The 15,013-nt window shown below is 65.7% G+C and carries 12 protein-coding genes; 6 read left to right on the top strand and 6 right to left on the bottom strand.

Annotated elements, in window-relative coordinates:
• Positions 1-15: 15 nt before the first annotated feature.
• From M2319_RS11980 to M2319_RS11970, 3 genes are all read right to left on the bottom strand, one after another.
• A complete protein-coding gene (locus M2319_RS11980) occupies positions 16-1,161 on the bottom strand; it encodes an ABC transporter ATP-binding protein (protein WP_264601695.1) in 1,146 nt (381 codons plus the stop codon).
• 115 nt (positions 1,162-1,276) lie between these two features.
• Positions 1,277-2,383 (bottom strand): polyamine ABC transporter substrate-binding protein, encoded by a 1,107-nt coding sequence (locus tag M2319_RS11975; RefSeq protein ID WP_264601694.1) that lies wholly within the window; start codon positions 2,381-2,383, stop codon positions 1,277-1,279.
• 211 nt (positions 2,384-2,594) lie between these two features.
• Positions 2,595-3,977 (bottom strand): glutamine synthetase family protein, encoded by a 1,383-nt coding sequence (locus M2319_RS11970; protein ID WP_264601693.1) that lies wholly within the window; start codon positions 3,975-3,977, stop codon positions 2,595-2,597.
• A 222-nt stretch (positions 3,978-4,199) separates the two neighbouring features.
• Between M2319_RS11970 and M2319_RS11965 the strand changes: the two genes are divergently transcribed.
• The 6 genes from M2319_RS11965 to M2319_RS11940 all read left to right on the top strand — a co-directional run bounded on the left by M2319_RS11965 (position 4,200) and on the right by M2319_RS11940 (position 11,665).
• A complete protein-coding gene (locus tag M2319_RS11965) occupies positions 4,200-4,904 on the top strand; it encodes a GntR family transcriptional regulator (protein WP_264601692.1) in 705 nt (234 codons plus the stop codon).
• 78 nt (positions 4,905-4,982) lie between these two features.
• Complete coding sequence (locus M2319_RS11960) at positions 4,983-6,479, top strand: aldehyde dehydrogenase (protein ID WP_264601691.1); 1,497 nt, start codon at positions 4,983-4,985, stop codon at positions 6,477-6,479.
• Positions 6,476-7,864 carry a glutamine synthetase family protein gene (locus M2319_RS11955; protein ID WP_264601690.1) on the top strand — a complete coding sequence of 463 codons (1,389 nt, stop codon included), beginning with the start codon at positions 6,476-6,478 and terminating at the stop codon, positions 7,862-7,864. Before M2319_RS11960 ends, M2319_RS11955 begins: the two co-directional genes overlap by 4 nt.
• 49 nt (positions 7,865-7,913) lie before the next feature.
• Complete coding sequence (locus tag M2319_RS11950; protein ID WP_264601689.1) at positions 7,914-9,305, top strand: aspartate aminotransferase family protein; 1,392 nt, start codon at positions 7,914-7,916, stop codon at positions 9,303-9,305.
• Positions 9,302-10,591, top strand: coding sequence for an NAD(P)/FAD-dependent oxidoreductase (locus tag M2319_RS11945; protein WP_264601688.1), 1,290 nt, complete (start codon positions 9,302-9,304; stop codon positions 10,589-10,591). The genes M2319_RS11950 and M2319_RS11945 overlap by 4 nt, the downstream gene beginning before the upstream one ends.
• Before the next feature lie 366 nt (positions 10,592-10,957).
• A complete protein-coding gene (locus M2319_RS11940; protein ID WP_264601687.1) occupies positions 10,958-11,665 on the top strand; it encodes a GntR family transcriptional regulator in 708 nt (235 codons plus the stop codon).
• 145 nt (positions 11,666-11,810) lie between these two features.
• On the opposite strand, the gene M2319_RS11935 is transcribed toward M2319_RS11940, so the two are convergent.
• The 3 genes from M2319_RS11935 to M2319_RS11925 form a co-directional block, all read right to left on the bottom strand.
• Complete coding sequence (locus M2319_RS11935; RefSeq protein WP_264601686.1) at positions 11,811-12,986, bottom strand: MFS transporter; 1,176 nt, start codon at positions 12,984-12,986, stop codon at positions 11,811-11,813.
• Between the two features lie 73 nt (positions 12,987-13,059).
• Positions 13,060-13,665 (bottom strand): NUDIX domain-containing protein, encoded by a 606-nt coding sequence (locus M2319_RS11930; protein WP_264601685.1) that lies wholly within the window; start codon positions 13,663-13,665, stop codon positions 13,060-13,062.
• A gap of 173 nt (positions 13,666-13,838) precedes the next feature.
• On the bottom strand, positions 13,839-15,005 hold the full coding sequence (locus M2319_RS11925; RefSeq protein WP_264601684.1) for an acetyl-CoA acetyltransferase: 1,167 nt from the start codon (positions 15,003-15,005) through the stop codon (positions 13,839-13,841).
• Positions 15,006-15,013: the final 8 nt, after the last annotated feature.

Genomic DNA, 15,013 nt, shown 5'->3' with positions numbered 1-15,013 from the left:
TCATGGCCGCCTCCCCTAGCTGGTCAGCACGATGCCGGCATCGGCATCGAAGGAGAGCCAGACCCGGTCGTCCCAGGAGATCGGGCGCTGGATCAGGCGGGTGGTGTTGGCCTGTGCGGATTTCAGGGTCTCGCCGTCGCCGAGATGGACGTGGTAGATCGACATGTCGCCGAGATAGCCGATGTCCCAGACCTCACCGCCGATGCAGTTGCGGTGGGTCTCGGCGGGCTCGTCGAGGGTCAGGCGCATCTTTTCCGGGCGGATCGCGAACCAGGCGTCGGCGCCCCTGGCGATGTCACCGTCAAAGGCGGCCTCGATGGTGCCGTGGCGGGTGTTTAGGGTGACGTGGCCGTCGCCGCAGCGCTCGACCTTGCCCTCGATGATGTTCACGTCGCCGACGAAATCGGCGACGTAGCGGGAGTTCGGCTGCTCGTAGATCTCCGAGGGCGTCGCCACCTGGATGATCTTGCCGTGGTCCATGACGGCGATGCGGTCGGCCACCGTCATCGCCTCTTCCTGGTCGTGGGTAACGATGATGAACGTCATGCCGAGGTCCTGCTGCAGGTCCGTCAGCTCGAACTGGGTCTCCTCGCGCAGCTTGCGGTCGAGCGCGCCGAGCGGCTCGTCGAGGAGCAGCACCTTCGGCTTCTTGGCGAGCGAGCGGGCGAGCGCGACGCGCTGGCGCTGGCCGCCGGAGAGCTGGTGCGGCTTGCGCTTGGCAAAGGCCTCCAGCTTCACGAGCTTCAGCATCTCCGCCACCCGGTCGGCGATCTCCGCCTTCGGCATGCCGTCCTGCTTCAGGCCGAAGGCGATGTTCGTCTCCACCGTCATGTGCGGGAACAGCGCGTAGGACTGGAACATCATGTTGGTCGGGCGCCTGTAGGGCGGCACGCCGGCGAGCGGCTGGCCCTCCAGCAACACATCGCCGACGGTCGGGTCCTCAAAGCCGGCGATCATGCGCATCATCGTCGTCTTGCCGCAGCCGGACGGTCCCAAAAGCGCGAAGAACTCGCGCTCGTAGATCGTCAGCGACAGGTCGTCGACGGCGGTGAAGGTGCCGAATTTCTTGGTGACGTTGCGAAACTCGATGAACGGCTTCGCCTTGGGGTCCAGCCAGGGCGCAAAGACGCGCCGCACCGGACCGACATCGATATTAGCCACGGCCTTAAAGACCTCCCCTTGCCCGGACAGTCGCCGGGGGCAACGGCACCCCGGCGGGGGGCGGCGCGCCGGCCGGGACCGGGCCCCGGGCGCGCCGCCGGATCGCGGACGGGCCTTACTGGCCAGTCTTGACCTTGGTCCAGGCGCGGGTGACGACGCGCAGCACCTTCGGCGGATAGGCCGTGGTGGTGTAGAGCTTCTCGGACGTCTCGGCGTCCGGATAGATCGCCGGGTCGTTGATGACGTCGTCGTTGAGGAATTCCTGGGAGGCGAGGTTGCCGTTGGCGTAGTAGACGTAGTTCGACGCCTTCGCCATCACCTTCGGCTCCATGATGTAGTTGAGGAAGGCGTGGGCCTCGTCGACATTGGTGGCGTCGGCCGGGATCGCCATCTGGTCGAACCACATCTGGGCGCCTTCCTTGGGGATGATGTATTCGACGGTGACGCCCTTGTCGGCCTCCGAGGCGCGGTCGCGGGCCTGCAGCACGTCGCCGGACCAGCCGATGGCGACGCAGATGTCACCATTGGCGAGCGCGTTGATGTATTCCGACGAATGGAACTTCTGGACGGTGCCGCGGACCTTGTCGAGCATCTCGGCGGCCTTGGCGATCTCGTCGGTGTCGTGGCTGTCGCCCCTGAACCCGATATAGTTGAGGGCGGTCGGGAAGATCTCCTCCGGCGCGTCGAGCCAATGGATGCCGCAATCCTTCAGCTTCTCGGCGATCTCCGGCTTGAAGACGAGGTCCCAGCTGTTCAGCGGCATGTCGTCGCCGAGGCGCTCCTTGACCTTGTCGACATTGATGCCGATGCCGGTGGTGCCCCACATGTAGTTGATGGAATAGGCGTTGTCCGGATCGTAGCCGGCGGTCAACTGCTGGATCTTCGGCCACATGTTCTTCAGGTTCGGCAGCTTCGACTTGTCGAGCTTCTGGAACACGCCGGCCTGGATCTGGCGCGACAGGAAGGTGCCGGAGGGAACGACCACGTCATAGCCGGTGCCGCCGGCAAGCAGCTTGGTCTCCAGCGTCTCGTTGGAATCGAAGACGTCGTAGACGACCTTGATGCCGGTCTCTTCGGTGAACTCCTTGAGGATCTCTTCGTCGATATAGTCCGACCAGTTGTAGACGCGGACTTCCTTGTCCGCGGCCGCGGCCGGCACGGTGGCGGTCATCGCGGCGGCAACGCCAGCGATCAGCGTGGTGGTGAAAAGCAGCTTGCGCATGTTTTGTATCGTCCCTCGTCTGGATCGGTGAGGTCTGGAAGCACCGGTTTTCCGGCATCTTCCGGTTTGACGGCTCCGCTCGACGTTATGAGTCTTGCCGCCGTCGCTCAACGGTTTTCTTTTGTCGGCGCGCGCCCAGGTGCGCACCCTTCCACCGACAACCGGAAGGGCGCAAAGGGCCACGGGCCGACAGGCCGTTTATTGGATTTTCTTAAAGATAGGTCGATCGCTCCAATGGTGTGATTTCGGTCAGGAACTCGTCGATCTCGGCGCGTTTCACGGCGACGAAGAGGTCGCGGTAGTCGGCGCCGAAGGCGCTGGCGATGAAATCGGAACGGGCGAACTCATCGAGCGCGGCCAGCATCGTCGACGGCAGCGACGGGGCTGCGCTCTCATAGGCGTTGGTCTCCACCGGCGGCGGCGGCGTCAGGCCCTGTTCCATGCCGTCGAGCATCGCCGAGAGGATTGCCGTCAGCACCAGATAGGGGTTGGCGTCGGCGCCGGAGATGCGGTGCTCGATGCGGGTCGCCTCGGGCGAACTCGCCGGCACGCGCAGGGCCACGGAGCGGTTGTTGTAGCCCCAGCTTGCCGCGGTCGGCGCGTAGGAGCCAGGCTGCAGGCGGCGGAACCCGTTCCAGCTCGGCACGAAGACCAGCGTCGAGGCGGCCATGGTCTCCATCAGGCCTGCGATGGCGGCCAGGTGCCGGGCCTCGCCGCCATTTGGGTCGGCGAAGGCGTTGTTGCCGTCGCGGCCGATCAACGAGACATGGACATGCAGGCCGTTGCCGGGCCAGTCGAAGAACGGCTTGGCCATGAAGCTCGCCTTCAGGCCGTGGCGCCTGGCAGCCGCGGCCACCAGCCGCTTCAGCATCATGGCGTCATCGGCGGCAGCGAGCGCGTCGGCGCGGTGCTTCAGGTTGACCTCGAACTGGCCGGGCGCGGCCTCCGAGACGATGGTGTCGATGGGCAGGCCCTGCTCGGTGCCGAAGGCGCGGATATCGGAGAACAGCGCCTCGAAATCGGACAGGTCGGCAAGGCCGTACATATTCTGCCTGTCGGGGCCGCCATTGCCCTGCAGCAGCGGCGCCAGATCGGTCGTGTGGGCGGCGCTGTCCGGGTCGACCAGGTAGAATTCCAGCTCGAAAGCGCAGGTGGCGTAAAAGCCGGCCGCGGCGAGCCGGTCGACGACGGCGGCGAGCCGCAGGCGCGGATCGGCGAAGAACGGCGCACCCTCGTCGGTGAACATCTGCAGCATCGCCTGAGCGGTCGGCCGCTCGGCCCAGGAGACCTTGCGCAGCGAGCCCGGCACGGCGCGGCAGAAGCCGTCGGGATCGCCGCTTTCCACATGAAGCCCCGTCTCCGTCACCTCGCGGCCCCAGATGTCGAGGCCGAACAGGGAGAGCGGGAAATTGATGCCGGTCTCGAAGGCCTTCTTCAGGGAATCCGCCGGCGCCCACTTGCCGCGCAAGACGCCGTTGGTGTCGGTGATCAGGTAATCGACGGCGTCAATGTCGGGATGGGCGGCGAGGAAGGCCTCGACCTCGTCGAAAGTGGCCGCGCTGTCGTCCGTCCGGTCGTCCATCGATACCTGCATGAAGACTGTTTTTCCAAAACGCCGCCCGTTCGCGAGTTCGATGCCGCGGCGGCGTGCCTGTTCGGCGCCGCTGTCGACATCGTGATCATGGGCGGCGATGTCTGCCGTTGCAAATTGGACGAATTGTGATCACATTTCTCGAAGCAATGTCAAGCGCGATCGCCGGTCCGGCCAAGGACGTAGCCGCGCATCGACGGCCACAATCAGGAGCGGCGCGGCGCAATGAGCCTCGACTACGACAGCACCCCGGATGCAACGCCCGAGCCCGGCGCCCGCGGCACGGTCCGCGACAAGGCGATCGCGGAACTGCGCCAGGCACTGCTGACCGGGCGGATCGTGCCCGGGCGGGCGCTGACCCTGCGCGGCCTTGCGGCAACGCTCGGCACCAGCCCGATGCCGGTGCGCGAGGCGATCCGGGCGCTTGCGGCCGAACACGCGCTGGAGATCCAGGCCAACGGCCGGGTCATCGTGCCGACCATGACGCCGTCGCGCTTCGACGACCTGATGCGCGCCCGGGTCCTGCTGGAGCCGGAGGTCGCGGCCCTCGCCCTGCCCTGCCTCGACCGGGCCTCGATCAAGGCATTGACGGCCATCGACGACGCCCTCGACCGGTGCCTGGAGACCGGCGACGTGGAGAACTACATGCAGTTCAACCACGATTTCCATTTCACCATCTACCGCGCCGCCGACGCGCCGGTCCTGCTGCCGCTGATCGAGAGCCTGTGGCTGCAGTTCGGCCCGTTCATGCGCACCGTCTATGGCCGGGTCGGCACCATCACCCTCGTCGACCAGCACAAGGAAGCCATCGCGGCGATCGCCCGGCGCGACGAGGCGGGCGTGCGCGAGGCGATCCGCAACGACATCCTCGACGGCATGCGCCTGATCGGCTCCGTCGACCTCGGCCGGGACGCCGGCGCGCCCGGATAGCATTTGACAAAAGCCCGGAATGTGATCACAAATCGGGCCAAATCTTTCAGACCACATTCGACGACCGGAGGGACACCCATGCTCGACAAGCCGACCCGCGACGACTGGCACAAGGCGGCGGCGGACCTTCAACTCCGCACAAAGGCCTTCATCGACGGCGCCTTCGTCGATGCCGCCTCCGGCAAGACCTTCGAGAGCATCAACCCGTCGACCGGCCAGGTGCTCGCCAATGTCGCCGAATGCGACAGCGCCGACGTCGACAAGGCGGTCAAGGCCGCCCGCACCGCCTTCGAGGACCGCCGCTGGGCCGGCCTGGCGCCGGGAAAGCGCAAGCGCGTGCTTTTGAAGTTCGCCGACCTCATCCGCAAGAACAAGGACGAGCTGGCGCTGCTTGAAACCCTCGACATGGGCAAGCCGATCCGCGACTCCTCGGGCATCGACGTGCCGCTGGTCGCCAACACCATCGCCTACTACGCGGAAGCCATCGACAAGGTCTATGACGAGATCGGGCCGAGCGCCGACGACACCCTGTCCATGGTGGTGCGCGAGCCGCTCGGCGTCATCGGCGCCGTCATCCCCTGGAACTTCCCGCTTCTGATGGCGTCCTGGAAGATCGGCCCGGCGCTTGCCACCGGCAACTCCATCATCGTCAAGCCGGCCGAACAGTCGCCGCTGTCGGCGCTCAAGCTTGCCGAACTCGCCGCCGAGGCGGGCATCCCCGACGGCGTCTTCAACGTCGTGCCGGGCTACGGCGAGACCGCCGGCCAGGCACTCGGCCGGCACATGGACGTCGACCTCGTCACCTTCACCGGCTCGACCGAGGTCGGCAAGCTGTTCCTGCAGTATTCCGGCCAGTCGAACATGAAGCGCATCGCGCTGGAATGCGGCGGCAAGAGCCCGCACATCATCATGGCCGATGCCGCCGACATCAAGACCGCGGCCTATACGGCGGCGGCCGGCATCTTCTTCAACCAGGGCGAGGTCTGCAACGCCGGCTCCCGGCTGCTGGTCGATGCCAGCATCAAGGACGAGGTGATGGAGCACCTGGCGACGGCCGCCGGACGCTGGCGGCCGGGCGACCCGCTCGATCCCGACACCCGCCTCGGCGCCATGGTCACCGAGGAGCAGATGGAGCGCGTGCTCGGCTATATCGCGGCGGGCCGCGAGGACGGCGCCGAACTGGTGCTCGGCGGCGAGCGCGAAATGGTCAACACCGGCGGCTTCTACGTGGAGCCGACCGTGTTCGACAAGGTGACGCCGCAGCACCGCATCGCCCAGGAAGAGATCTTCGGGCCGGTGCTGTCCACCCTCACCTTCAACGGCCTCGACGAGGCGATGGAGATCGCCAACAAGACCATCTACGGCCTTGCCGCGGCGATCTGGACCAGCGACCTGTCCACCGCCCACCGCGCCTCGCGGGCGCTCCGGGCCGGCACGGTCTGGGTCAACTGCTTCGACGAGAGCGACATCACGGTGCCGTTCGGCGGCTTCAAGCAGTCCGGCATCGGCCGCGACAAGTCGCTCCATGCGCTTGAGAAATACACCGAGCTGAAAAGCATCTGGATGAAGATATGAGTTCCTCCGACACACCGGTTGCGGCGGCACGGGGCGTTGCCTCCCTGGAGGAGGCGCGCGACTGGCTGAAGGCGCGGCGCATCGAGGACATCGAGTGCATCGTGCCGGACCAGGCCGGCGTGCCGAAGGGCAAGATGATGCCGACGGAGAAGTTCTTCTCCGGCACGACGATGACCATGCCCGGCTCGATCTTCATGCAGACGATCTCCGGCGACTATCCGGACCTGCCGGACGAGGTCGACTACGACCCGGCCGAGGGCGACCTGTTCTTCAAGCCGGACTTCTCGACGCTGGCCGTGGTGCCGTGGGAGAGCGACCCGACGGCGCAGCTCCTGCACGATGCCTATGACGGCGACGGCAACCTCTTCGACATCGCGCCGCGCCAGGTGCTGCGGCGGGTCGTCGGCCTGTTCGAGGAAAAGGGCTGGAAGCCGGTGGTCGCGCCGGAGATCGAGTTCTACCTGGTCAAGCCGAACACCGATGCCGACTATCCGCTGGAGCCGCCGATCGGCCGCTCGGGCCGGCCGGAAATTGGGCGGCAGTCCTATTCGATCTCGGCGATCAACGAGTTCGACGACCTGTTCGACGACATCTACGACTTCTCCGAGCTTCAGGGCCTTGAGATCGACACCCTGATCCACGAGGAAGGCGCAGCGCAGATGGAGATCAACCTGCGCCACGGCGACCCGCTGGAACTCGCCGACCAGGTCTTCATGTTCAAGCGCACGATCCGCGAGGCGGCGCTGCGCCACGACATGTACGCCACCTTCATGGCCAAGCCGATCGCCGACGAGCCGGGCTCGGCCATGCACATCCACCAGTCGATCGTCGACAAGGATACCGGTGAGAACATCTTTTCCGGCGAGGACGGCGAGGAGACGTCGCAGTTCCTCTCCTATATCGCCGGGCTGCAGCGGTTCCTGCCGCATGTGATGTGCATGCTGGCGCCGCACGTCAATTCCTACCGCCGGCTGACCCGCCACTCGGCGGCGCCGATCAACGTGCAGTGGGCCTACGACAATCGCACCGTGGGCCTGCGCGTCCCGAACTCCTCTCCGGCAGCGCGGCGCATCGAGAACCGGGTGCCGTCGTCCGATGCCAATCCGTATCTGGCGCTCGCGGCGTCGCTCGCCTGCGGCTATCTCGGCCTCACCCACGACCTCAGGCCGGACAAGGCGATCGAGGGGTCCGCCCGGAACCTGCCTTTCGGCCTGCCGCGCGGCCTCCTGGAAGCCGTCGCCCTGTTCGAATCCTGCGAGGAGCTCGGCGACATCTTCGGGCACCGTTTCGGCGCCGTCTACCGGGCGATGAAGGAAGAGGAATTCGAGACCTTCATGCGGGTCATCTCGCCCTGGGAACGGGAATACCTGCTGCTCAACGTCTAACGCCCGCCCTTTCGTCGTGGGCCCTCAACATTCGGGAGATGTGATCCCCATGAACGTGCTTTCGAACGTCTATCCGACCGCGGCGCTGCGCGAGGCCGATGCCCGCCACCACTGGCACCCGTTCACCGACACCGCCGCGCTCAACACCGAGGGCGCGCGGGTCATCGTCTCCGCCGACGGCGTCTGGCTGACCGATTCCGACGGCAACCGCATTCTCGACGGCATGGCGGGGCTCTGGTGCACCAATATCGGCCACGGCTGTGAGGAGATCGCCGAAGCGGTCTATGCCCAGATGAAGGAACTCGGCTACTACAACACCTTCTTCAAGACCACCCATCCGCCGGTCATCAAGCTGTCCGAACTGCTCTCGGAAATCACCCCGCCGCACATCAACCGGGTGTTCTTCTGCTCGTCCGGATCGGAAGCCAACGACACCATCGTGCGCATGGTCCGCACCTACTGGCAGATCAAGGGCAAGCCGGAAAAGCAGACGATCATCGCCCGCCACAACGGCTATCACGGCTCCACGGTCGCCGGCGCCAGCCTTGGCGGCATGGGCGGGATGCACGCCCAGGGCGGCCTGCCGATCCCCGGCATCCACCACATCGCCCAGCCCTACTGGTACGGCGAGGGCGGCGATCTAAGCCCGGAGGAGTTCGGCCTTTGGGCGGCACGCGAGCTAGAGCGAGCGATCGATGCCCTCGGCGAGGACAAGGTGGCGGCGTTCATCGCCGAGCCGATCCAGGGCGCCGGCGGCGTCATTGTGCCGCCGGACAGCTACTGGCCGGAGGTCAAGCGGATCTGTTCGGAACGCGAGATCCTGTTCATCGCCGACGAGGTGATCTGCGGCTTCGGCCGGCTCGGCACCTGGTTCGGCTCCGACTATTACGGCCTCAAGCCCGACCTGATGCCGATCGCCAAGGGCCTTTCCTCCGGTTACCTGCCGATCGGCGGCGTGCTGATGGCCGACCATGTCTCGGAGACGCTGGAACAGGGCGGCGAGTTCTTCCACGGCTACACCTATTCCGGCCATCCGGTGTGCTGCGCGGCGGCGATCGCCAACATCAATATCCTCCGCAGCGAGGGCATCGTGGAACGCGTTGCTTCGGACACCGGCCCCTATCTGCAGCAGAAATGGCTGGCGCTCGGCGAGCATCCGCTGGTCGGCGAGGCGCGCATGGTCGGAATGGTCGGGGCCCTGGAACTGGCGCCGGCGAAGCCGGACCGCACCAAGCGGTTCGAGCCGGTCGGCGACGTCGGCACGCTGTGCCGCGACATCTCCTTCAAGAACGGACTGGTGATGCGGGCGGTACGCGATTCCATGATCGTCTCGCCGCCTCTGGTGATCACCCGCGAGGAGATCGACGACTTCATCGAGCGGGTCACAAAGACGCTCGATGCCACCCTTTCCGAACTCACGAAAGCGGGCCTGATGGGATGAGCCGGCCGGAGGCGGAACCGCACGCAGATTCCTATTATGCCGCAACCGCCATCGGCATGCGGAGCTGGCCGGCGCTTTTCGGCGAATCCTCTGCAGACATCTGCGTCATCGGCGGCGGCTTCACCGGGCTTTCCACGGCCGTGCATCTGGCCGAGCTCGGCTTTTCCGTCGCGCTCTTGGAAGCCAACCGGATCGGCTGGGGCGCAACGGGGCGCAATGGCGGCCAGCTCCATTCCGGCCAGCGCCGCGACCAGGACTGGCTGGAGCGGGCCGTCGGCAAGGACGACGCCCGCCATTTGTGGGAGCTGTCGCAAGAGGCCAAGCGCGTCGTCAAGGAGCTGATCGCCCGCTACGACATCGACTGCGATTTCGCCCCGGGCCTCATCGAGGCCATGCACAAGAAGCGTTATGTCGCGGAGGATCACGCCTATGTGGAAAAGCTCCGCCGCGATTACGGCTACGAGGCCATCACCCTCCTCGACCGGGACGAGGTGAGCGCGGCGCTCGGCACCGACGTCTATTACGGCGGCTCGCGCGACGCGGAGGCCGGCCATCTCCATCCCTTGAACTTCGCGCTCGGGCTCGCCCGGGCCGCCGACGGGCTCGGCGTGAAGATCTACGAACGCACACGGGTGCTCGCCATCCATGAGGGCGAGCCGATGCGGGTCGACACCGACGACGGCTGCATCCGCGCCGAGGCGGTGGTCGTTGCCGGCAACGGCTATCTCGCCGGGCTCGACCACGAGACCGAAACGCGGATCATGCCGATCAACAATTTCGTGCTGGCAACCGAGCCGCTCGGCGAAGAGCGGGCTCGGGCCCTCATTCCCGGCAACGAGGCGGCCTCCGACAGCCGCTTCGTCATCAACTACTGGCGGCTCAGCCCCGACGGGCGGATGCTGTTCGGCGGCGGCGAAAACTACACTCCGAGCTTCCCCAAAGACCTTCCGGCCTTCGTGCGAAAGCACATGCTGAAGATCTATCCACAACTTCACGATGTTGTGATCGATTATGCGTGGGGCGGTACGCTGGCCGTCACGGTGCCCCGCATGCCCTATCTCAGGCGGCCGACGCCAGGGCTCTATGCAGCGGTCGGCTATTCCGGACATGGCGTCGGAATCGCCAATTTGGCCGGAAAACTGCTCGCCGAGGCGATTTCCGGCGACCAGAAAAAGCTGGATACATTCGCAAGACTTCCGATCCCGCGCTTCCCGGGCGGCAAGATGCTGCGCTGGCCGATGCTCTTTCTGGCGATGAGCTGGTTCGCAATGCGCGACAGAATCTGAACCAAAACGTTCGACCAACCGTATAATTATTATGCGTCACCCGGCGGGCGCCGCCGCTTTGTGTCGACAATATGACAAGCAACGCTGCGAAGTAAGCCGCTTAACTGATTTTTATTTGACCACTATTTCGAAATATATCTTTGGTTATTGCTCCTAGAATTGTTAATTTGTGAAATACTGCGTTGTTTTTTGCGAATTGAAACCATTATCCGGCAGCGTCATACGCGGATGAATTTGACTCGAGCCTAGAGCGTGACGCTTCAATTCTCCCTTGTGCCATAGTTCTATACTTTTGTATACAAATGAATTGCGGTTTATTGATAAATTCATCGGATGCTATATTTTGAGACCAATCGGTCCACGTGTATGATTCGAAAAGTGGTGGATCGGTTGCCTGAAATGGATACAGAGGCCAAATTCATGGATGCAAGAAAACTAAAACCTGCTGACATCGTCGAGGCGGTGCGCAGCGACATAATGGCGGGGATCCTCAAGCCCGGAGCGGCTTTGATCCAAGACACCCTGGCGCGGCGCTATGGTGTCAGCCGGATCCCCATTCGCGAGGCGCTTCGACGCGTCGAAGCCGAGGGACTGATCGACGTGGTCTATGGAGGCGGCACCTTCGTCCACGTCCCGGATACCTCGGAAATCGCGGAAGTCTTCGAGATCCGTCTGCAACTGGAGCCGCATGTGCTCCGGCTGTCGATGCCGCGGCTCGGGCCGCGTGATTTCGAGGCGGCGGAAACGGCGATCGGTCTTTTGCGCGAGGAAGGTGGCGGCCTTTCCATCGGCGAGATCGACCGGCGGTTCCACGACGCGATCTATGCGGGGGCCGACCGGCCGCTCCACATGGAGACCATCCGCACGTTGCAGGCACGCCTCGCCGGCCTCCTGGCCACCGCGATGACGCCTGCCTCGGTCGCCGTTCTCGAAGAGGACATGAAGGCGATCCTGGATGTCATCCGCAAGGGCGACGAGAAGGAAGCCTCGGGTCGGCTGGTGCGCCAGCTCATCCGCACCCGCGAAAACCTGATCTCGGCGAGCGAGCCGGTGGATGAGGTGCGCTACGCCTGAGTGGCATAGCCGCGCATGACGAAAATGCAGAGGGCGGTGTCGACGGTGCATGAGAACGCCGACATTTAGCCGCCCAACGCATTCTTTTTCCCATTGATACGATTTGCGGACCGGCGCCTGTGCGCCCGACGCCCCCGGCCGGCGACTACGCCCGCGCCGGGCTGGCGGAAAACCTCAGCAACAGCGCCGTCACGGCCAGCATCGCCGTGACCGCGGCGAGCGGCACCAGGCCATCGGTGATGAACGGCGCGACGAGCGCCGTGCCGACGGCCGCGACACCAAGCATCGCCATGATCACGAAGGCCGACCCGCGGGCATCGTCCTCGGCGGCAACGATCGCCTGGTGGAAGCCCGCCGGGCCGCGGATGCCGAGACCTCCATTCACCAGCAGGAAGATCGCGGTCACGATGGCCGTATCGGCGCCACCGGCAACGGCATAGACCAGCATGGCGACGGCGCCGACGGCAAAGATCAGCGCACCGGCCCGGACCACCCATTCCACCGTGAACCGCTTCACCAGCCGGCCCGAGACATTGGCCAGCACGATGAAAACGGTGATCCCGATCGCCTGCATGATGATGAAATCCGTGACCGTCGCCCCGAGGTCGACGACGAAGACAGTCGGCGCGCCGAACACGAAGAGGAGCAGCCCGCCGACCGTTGCCGCATGCTCGATGGCGCTCCGCACGAACGTCCAGTTCGACAGCAGATGGCGATAGCCGCCGGTACCGTTCCGGCGCGGCGCGTCGGGCAGGAGCCGGCGCCAGAAAAGGACCAGGAGCCCGAGGGAGAACGCAAGGGCGGCAAGCAGATGGAAGCTTGCCCGCCAGCCGAACGCGTTCAGCAGCCAGAGACCGGCGATCGGGCCGAGGGCGGGGGCCAGCACCTCGATGCTGCTGATGCGCCCGAGGGCGCCGACGGCATCTTCGTCGCCATAGAGCGCCCGCAGGATGCCGGGCGCGAACACGGCCGCCGCGGTGGCCGAAGCGCCCTGCACCGCACGCAGGCCGATCAGGGCATCGAGCGAGGGCGCCATTGCGGCAAGGGCGGAGACAAGGGCGTAGACGAGGAGCGAGCCCGCCAGCAGCTTTCGCTGGTCGAAGCGGTTGCCCAGTTCGCCGAACATGAGCAGCCCGACCACCGTGCCGCCGGTGAACGCGGCAAGGACGAGCTGTGCCCGCTCCAGCGTCCCGCCGAGCGCGGCCGGCAGGCTCGGCACGGCCGGCAAGACCAGGTCCGTGCCGGCGAGCCCGATGACGGTTCCGCTGGCAACCAGGACGAACGCGGCCGCACGCCGTAAGCTTGGAAGAGACCCGGACATCGGATCGGCCGTCTCAGATGTTTGCAGGGGCCGGTGCCAGGACCGGTCGGAGGGAGGATCAGGCTTTCGGCCCCTAGCTGAACAGCTCCGGGCGGTGCAGCATCAGGGCCTGGGCGAGGATGACCGTCTTGGCGTCGCGGATCTGGCAGGAAACGACCGCCTGGCGGAGCTGGTCGCAGGTCCATTCCAGGACCTCGATGTCCTCTCCCTCATGGGCAAGCCCGCCGCCTTCGTGGATCTGGCTGTCCTCGCCGTATTCGGCGAGAAAGAGCACCATCTTTTCCGTAATGATGCCGGGCGAGGAATAGACGTATCCGACGCGGCTCAGATAGGTGACGTCGTAGCCGAGTTCCTCGGCCGCCTCGCGCCGCGCCGTCGTCTCCGGGTCGGCATCGCCCTCGTCGGTGAGGCCGGCACACACCTCCACCAGATGGCCGTCGGCATCGTCGAGATAGACCGGCACGCGGAACTGGCGCACCAGCAGGACGGTGCGGCGGCGCGGATCGACCGGCAGGACGCAGACGCCCGAGCCGTGGTCATGGACCTCGCGCACGACGGTCAGTTCCGAGCCGTCGCGGGCCGGATGGGTCACGGTCATGCGCTCGAAGGTGACGAAGCCCCGATAGACGACCTCACGGTCCTCGATCCGGACGGCATCGCCGGCTTTCGGCTCTTCCATGGCTCACGACCCTTGCTGCAATTGCTGAACGGTTGCCGGCAGCGGACACCCCGCACCAGCCTTGTCGCGTGATGCCCGATTGCCCCGGAAAGGACAAGGCGGCATTTTGCCTGCCGCTTTCGCCCCGCGTGCTTGCAACCTGACGTTCAGCCGTTGTCCATAGCGCGGCGCCGCTACTTCATCGCCTGCAGGATCGACACGTAGTTGGCGACGGCCGCACCGCCCATGTTGAAGACGCCGCCGAGGGAGGCGTCCTTGACCTGTATGTCCCCGGCCGTGCCGGTGAGCTGCATAGCCGTCAGGACGTGCATGGAAACGCCGGTGGCGCCGATCGGATGGCCCTTGGACTTCAGGCCGCCCGACGGGTTGACCGGCAGCTTGCCGTCCATCGCCGTCCAGCCCTCCAGGATGGCGCGCTCGCCCTCGCCTTCCCTGGTCAGGCCCATGGCCTCGTATTCGATCAGTTCGGCGATGGTGAAGCAGTCGTGGGTTTCCACGAAGGACAGGTCGTCGAGCGTCACGCCGGCCTCGGCCAGCGCGTTCTGCCAGGCAACGCCGCAACCCTCGAACTTCAGGATATCCCGCTTCGACATCGGCAGGAAATCCTGGACGTGGGAGGCGGCCCTGAACGCGACGGCCTTGTCGCGGCCGAGCGCGGTCGCGGCGTCCGTCAGCACCAGCGCGGCAGCGCCGTCGGAGACGAGCGAGCAGTCCGTGCGCTTCAGGGGGCCGGCCACATAGGGGTTCTTTTCCGATTCGGCCCGGCAGAAGTCGAAGCCGAGGTCCTTGCGCATCTGGGCGAAGGGGTTGTTGACGCCGTTCCTGTGGTTCTTGGCGGCAATGGCGGCGAGCGCGTCGGACTTGTCACCGTGGCGCTGGAAGTATCCTTCAGCGATCCTGCCGAAGACGCCGGCAAAGCCGGCCGGCGTGTCGCCGTCCTCCGGCAGGTAGGACGCCTTCAGGAGGTTGCGGCCGATCTCCGGGCCCGGCGTCGTCGTCATCTGTTCCACGCCGACGACGAGCACGAAACGCGCCTTGCCGGCGGCAATGGCGGTCAGGCCCTGGTGGACGGCGGCGGAGCCGGTGGCGCAGGCGTTTTCCACCCTCAGCGCCGGCTTGAAGCGGAAGTCCGGGTCGGCCTGCAGCACCAGCGAGGCGGTGAAGTCCTGGGCGGAGAAGCCGCCGTTGAAATGGCCGAGCAGGATCTGGTCGACGTCACGGGCCTCAAGGCCGGCATCGGCGACGGCCCTGTTGGCGACGTCGACGATCAGGCTCTCGACGGTTTCCTCGCCGAGCTTGCCGAATTGCGAATGGGCCCAGCCGATGATCGCTGCGGTCATTTTGGATA

The organism is Rhodobium gokarnense (assembly GCF_025961475.1).
Lineage (GTDB): Bacteria > Pseudomonadota > Alphaproteobacteria > Rhizobiales > Rhodobiaceae > Rhodobium > Rhodobium gokarnense.
The sequence above is the reverse complement of the archived record's forward strand: the minus strand, read 5'-3'. Positions and strand labels throughout refer to the sequence as shown.

Bases quoted from the DNA above. Each gene is read 5' to 3' on its own strand.
- M2319_RS11935 (WP_264601686.1), bottom strand. From the start codon at position 12,986: ATGTCCGGGTCTCTTCCAAGCTTACGGCGTGCGGCCGCGTTCGTCCTG.
- M2319_RS11930 (WP_264601685.1), bottom strand. From the start codon at position 13,665: ATGGAAGAGCCGAAAGCCGGCGATGCCGTCCGGATCGAGGACCGTGAG.
- M2319_RS11955 (WP_264601690.1), top strand. From the start codon at position 6,476: ATGAGTTCCTCCGACACACCGGTTGCGGCGGCACGGGGCGTTGCCTCC.
- M2319_RS11965 (WP_264601692.1), top strand. From the start codon at position 4,200: ATGAGCCTCGACTACGACAGCACCCCGGATGCAACGCCCGAGCCCGGC.
- M2319_RS11945 (WP_264601688.1), top strand. From the start codon at position 9,302: ATGAGCCGGCCGGAGGCGGAACCGCACGCAGATTCCTATTATGCCGCA.
- M2319_RS11970 (WP_264601693.1), bottom strand. From the start codon at position 3,977: ATGCAGGTATCGATGGACGACCGGACGGACGACAGCGCGGCCACTTTC.
- M2319_RS11925 (WP_264601684.1), bottom strand. From the start codon at position 15,005: ATGACCGCAGCGATCATCGGCTGGGCCCATTCGCAATTCGGCAAGCTC.
- M2319_RS11950 (WP_264601689.1), top strand. From the start codon at position 7,914: ATGAACGTGCTTTCGAACGTCTATCCGACCGCGGCGCTGCGCGAGGCC.
- M2319_RS11960 (WP_264601691.1), top strand. From the start codon at position 4,983: ATGCTCGACAAGCCGACCCGCGACGACTGGCACAAGGCGGCGGCGGAC.
- M2319_RS11940 (WP_264601687.1), top strand. From the start codon at position 10,958: ATGATTCGAAAAGTGGTGGATCGGTTGCCTGAAATGGATACAGAGGCC.
- M2319_RS11975 (WP_264601694.1), bottom strand. From the start codon at position 2,383: ATGCGCAAGCTGCTTTTCACCACCACGCTGATCGCTGGCGTTGCCGCC.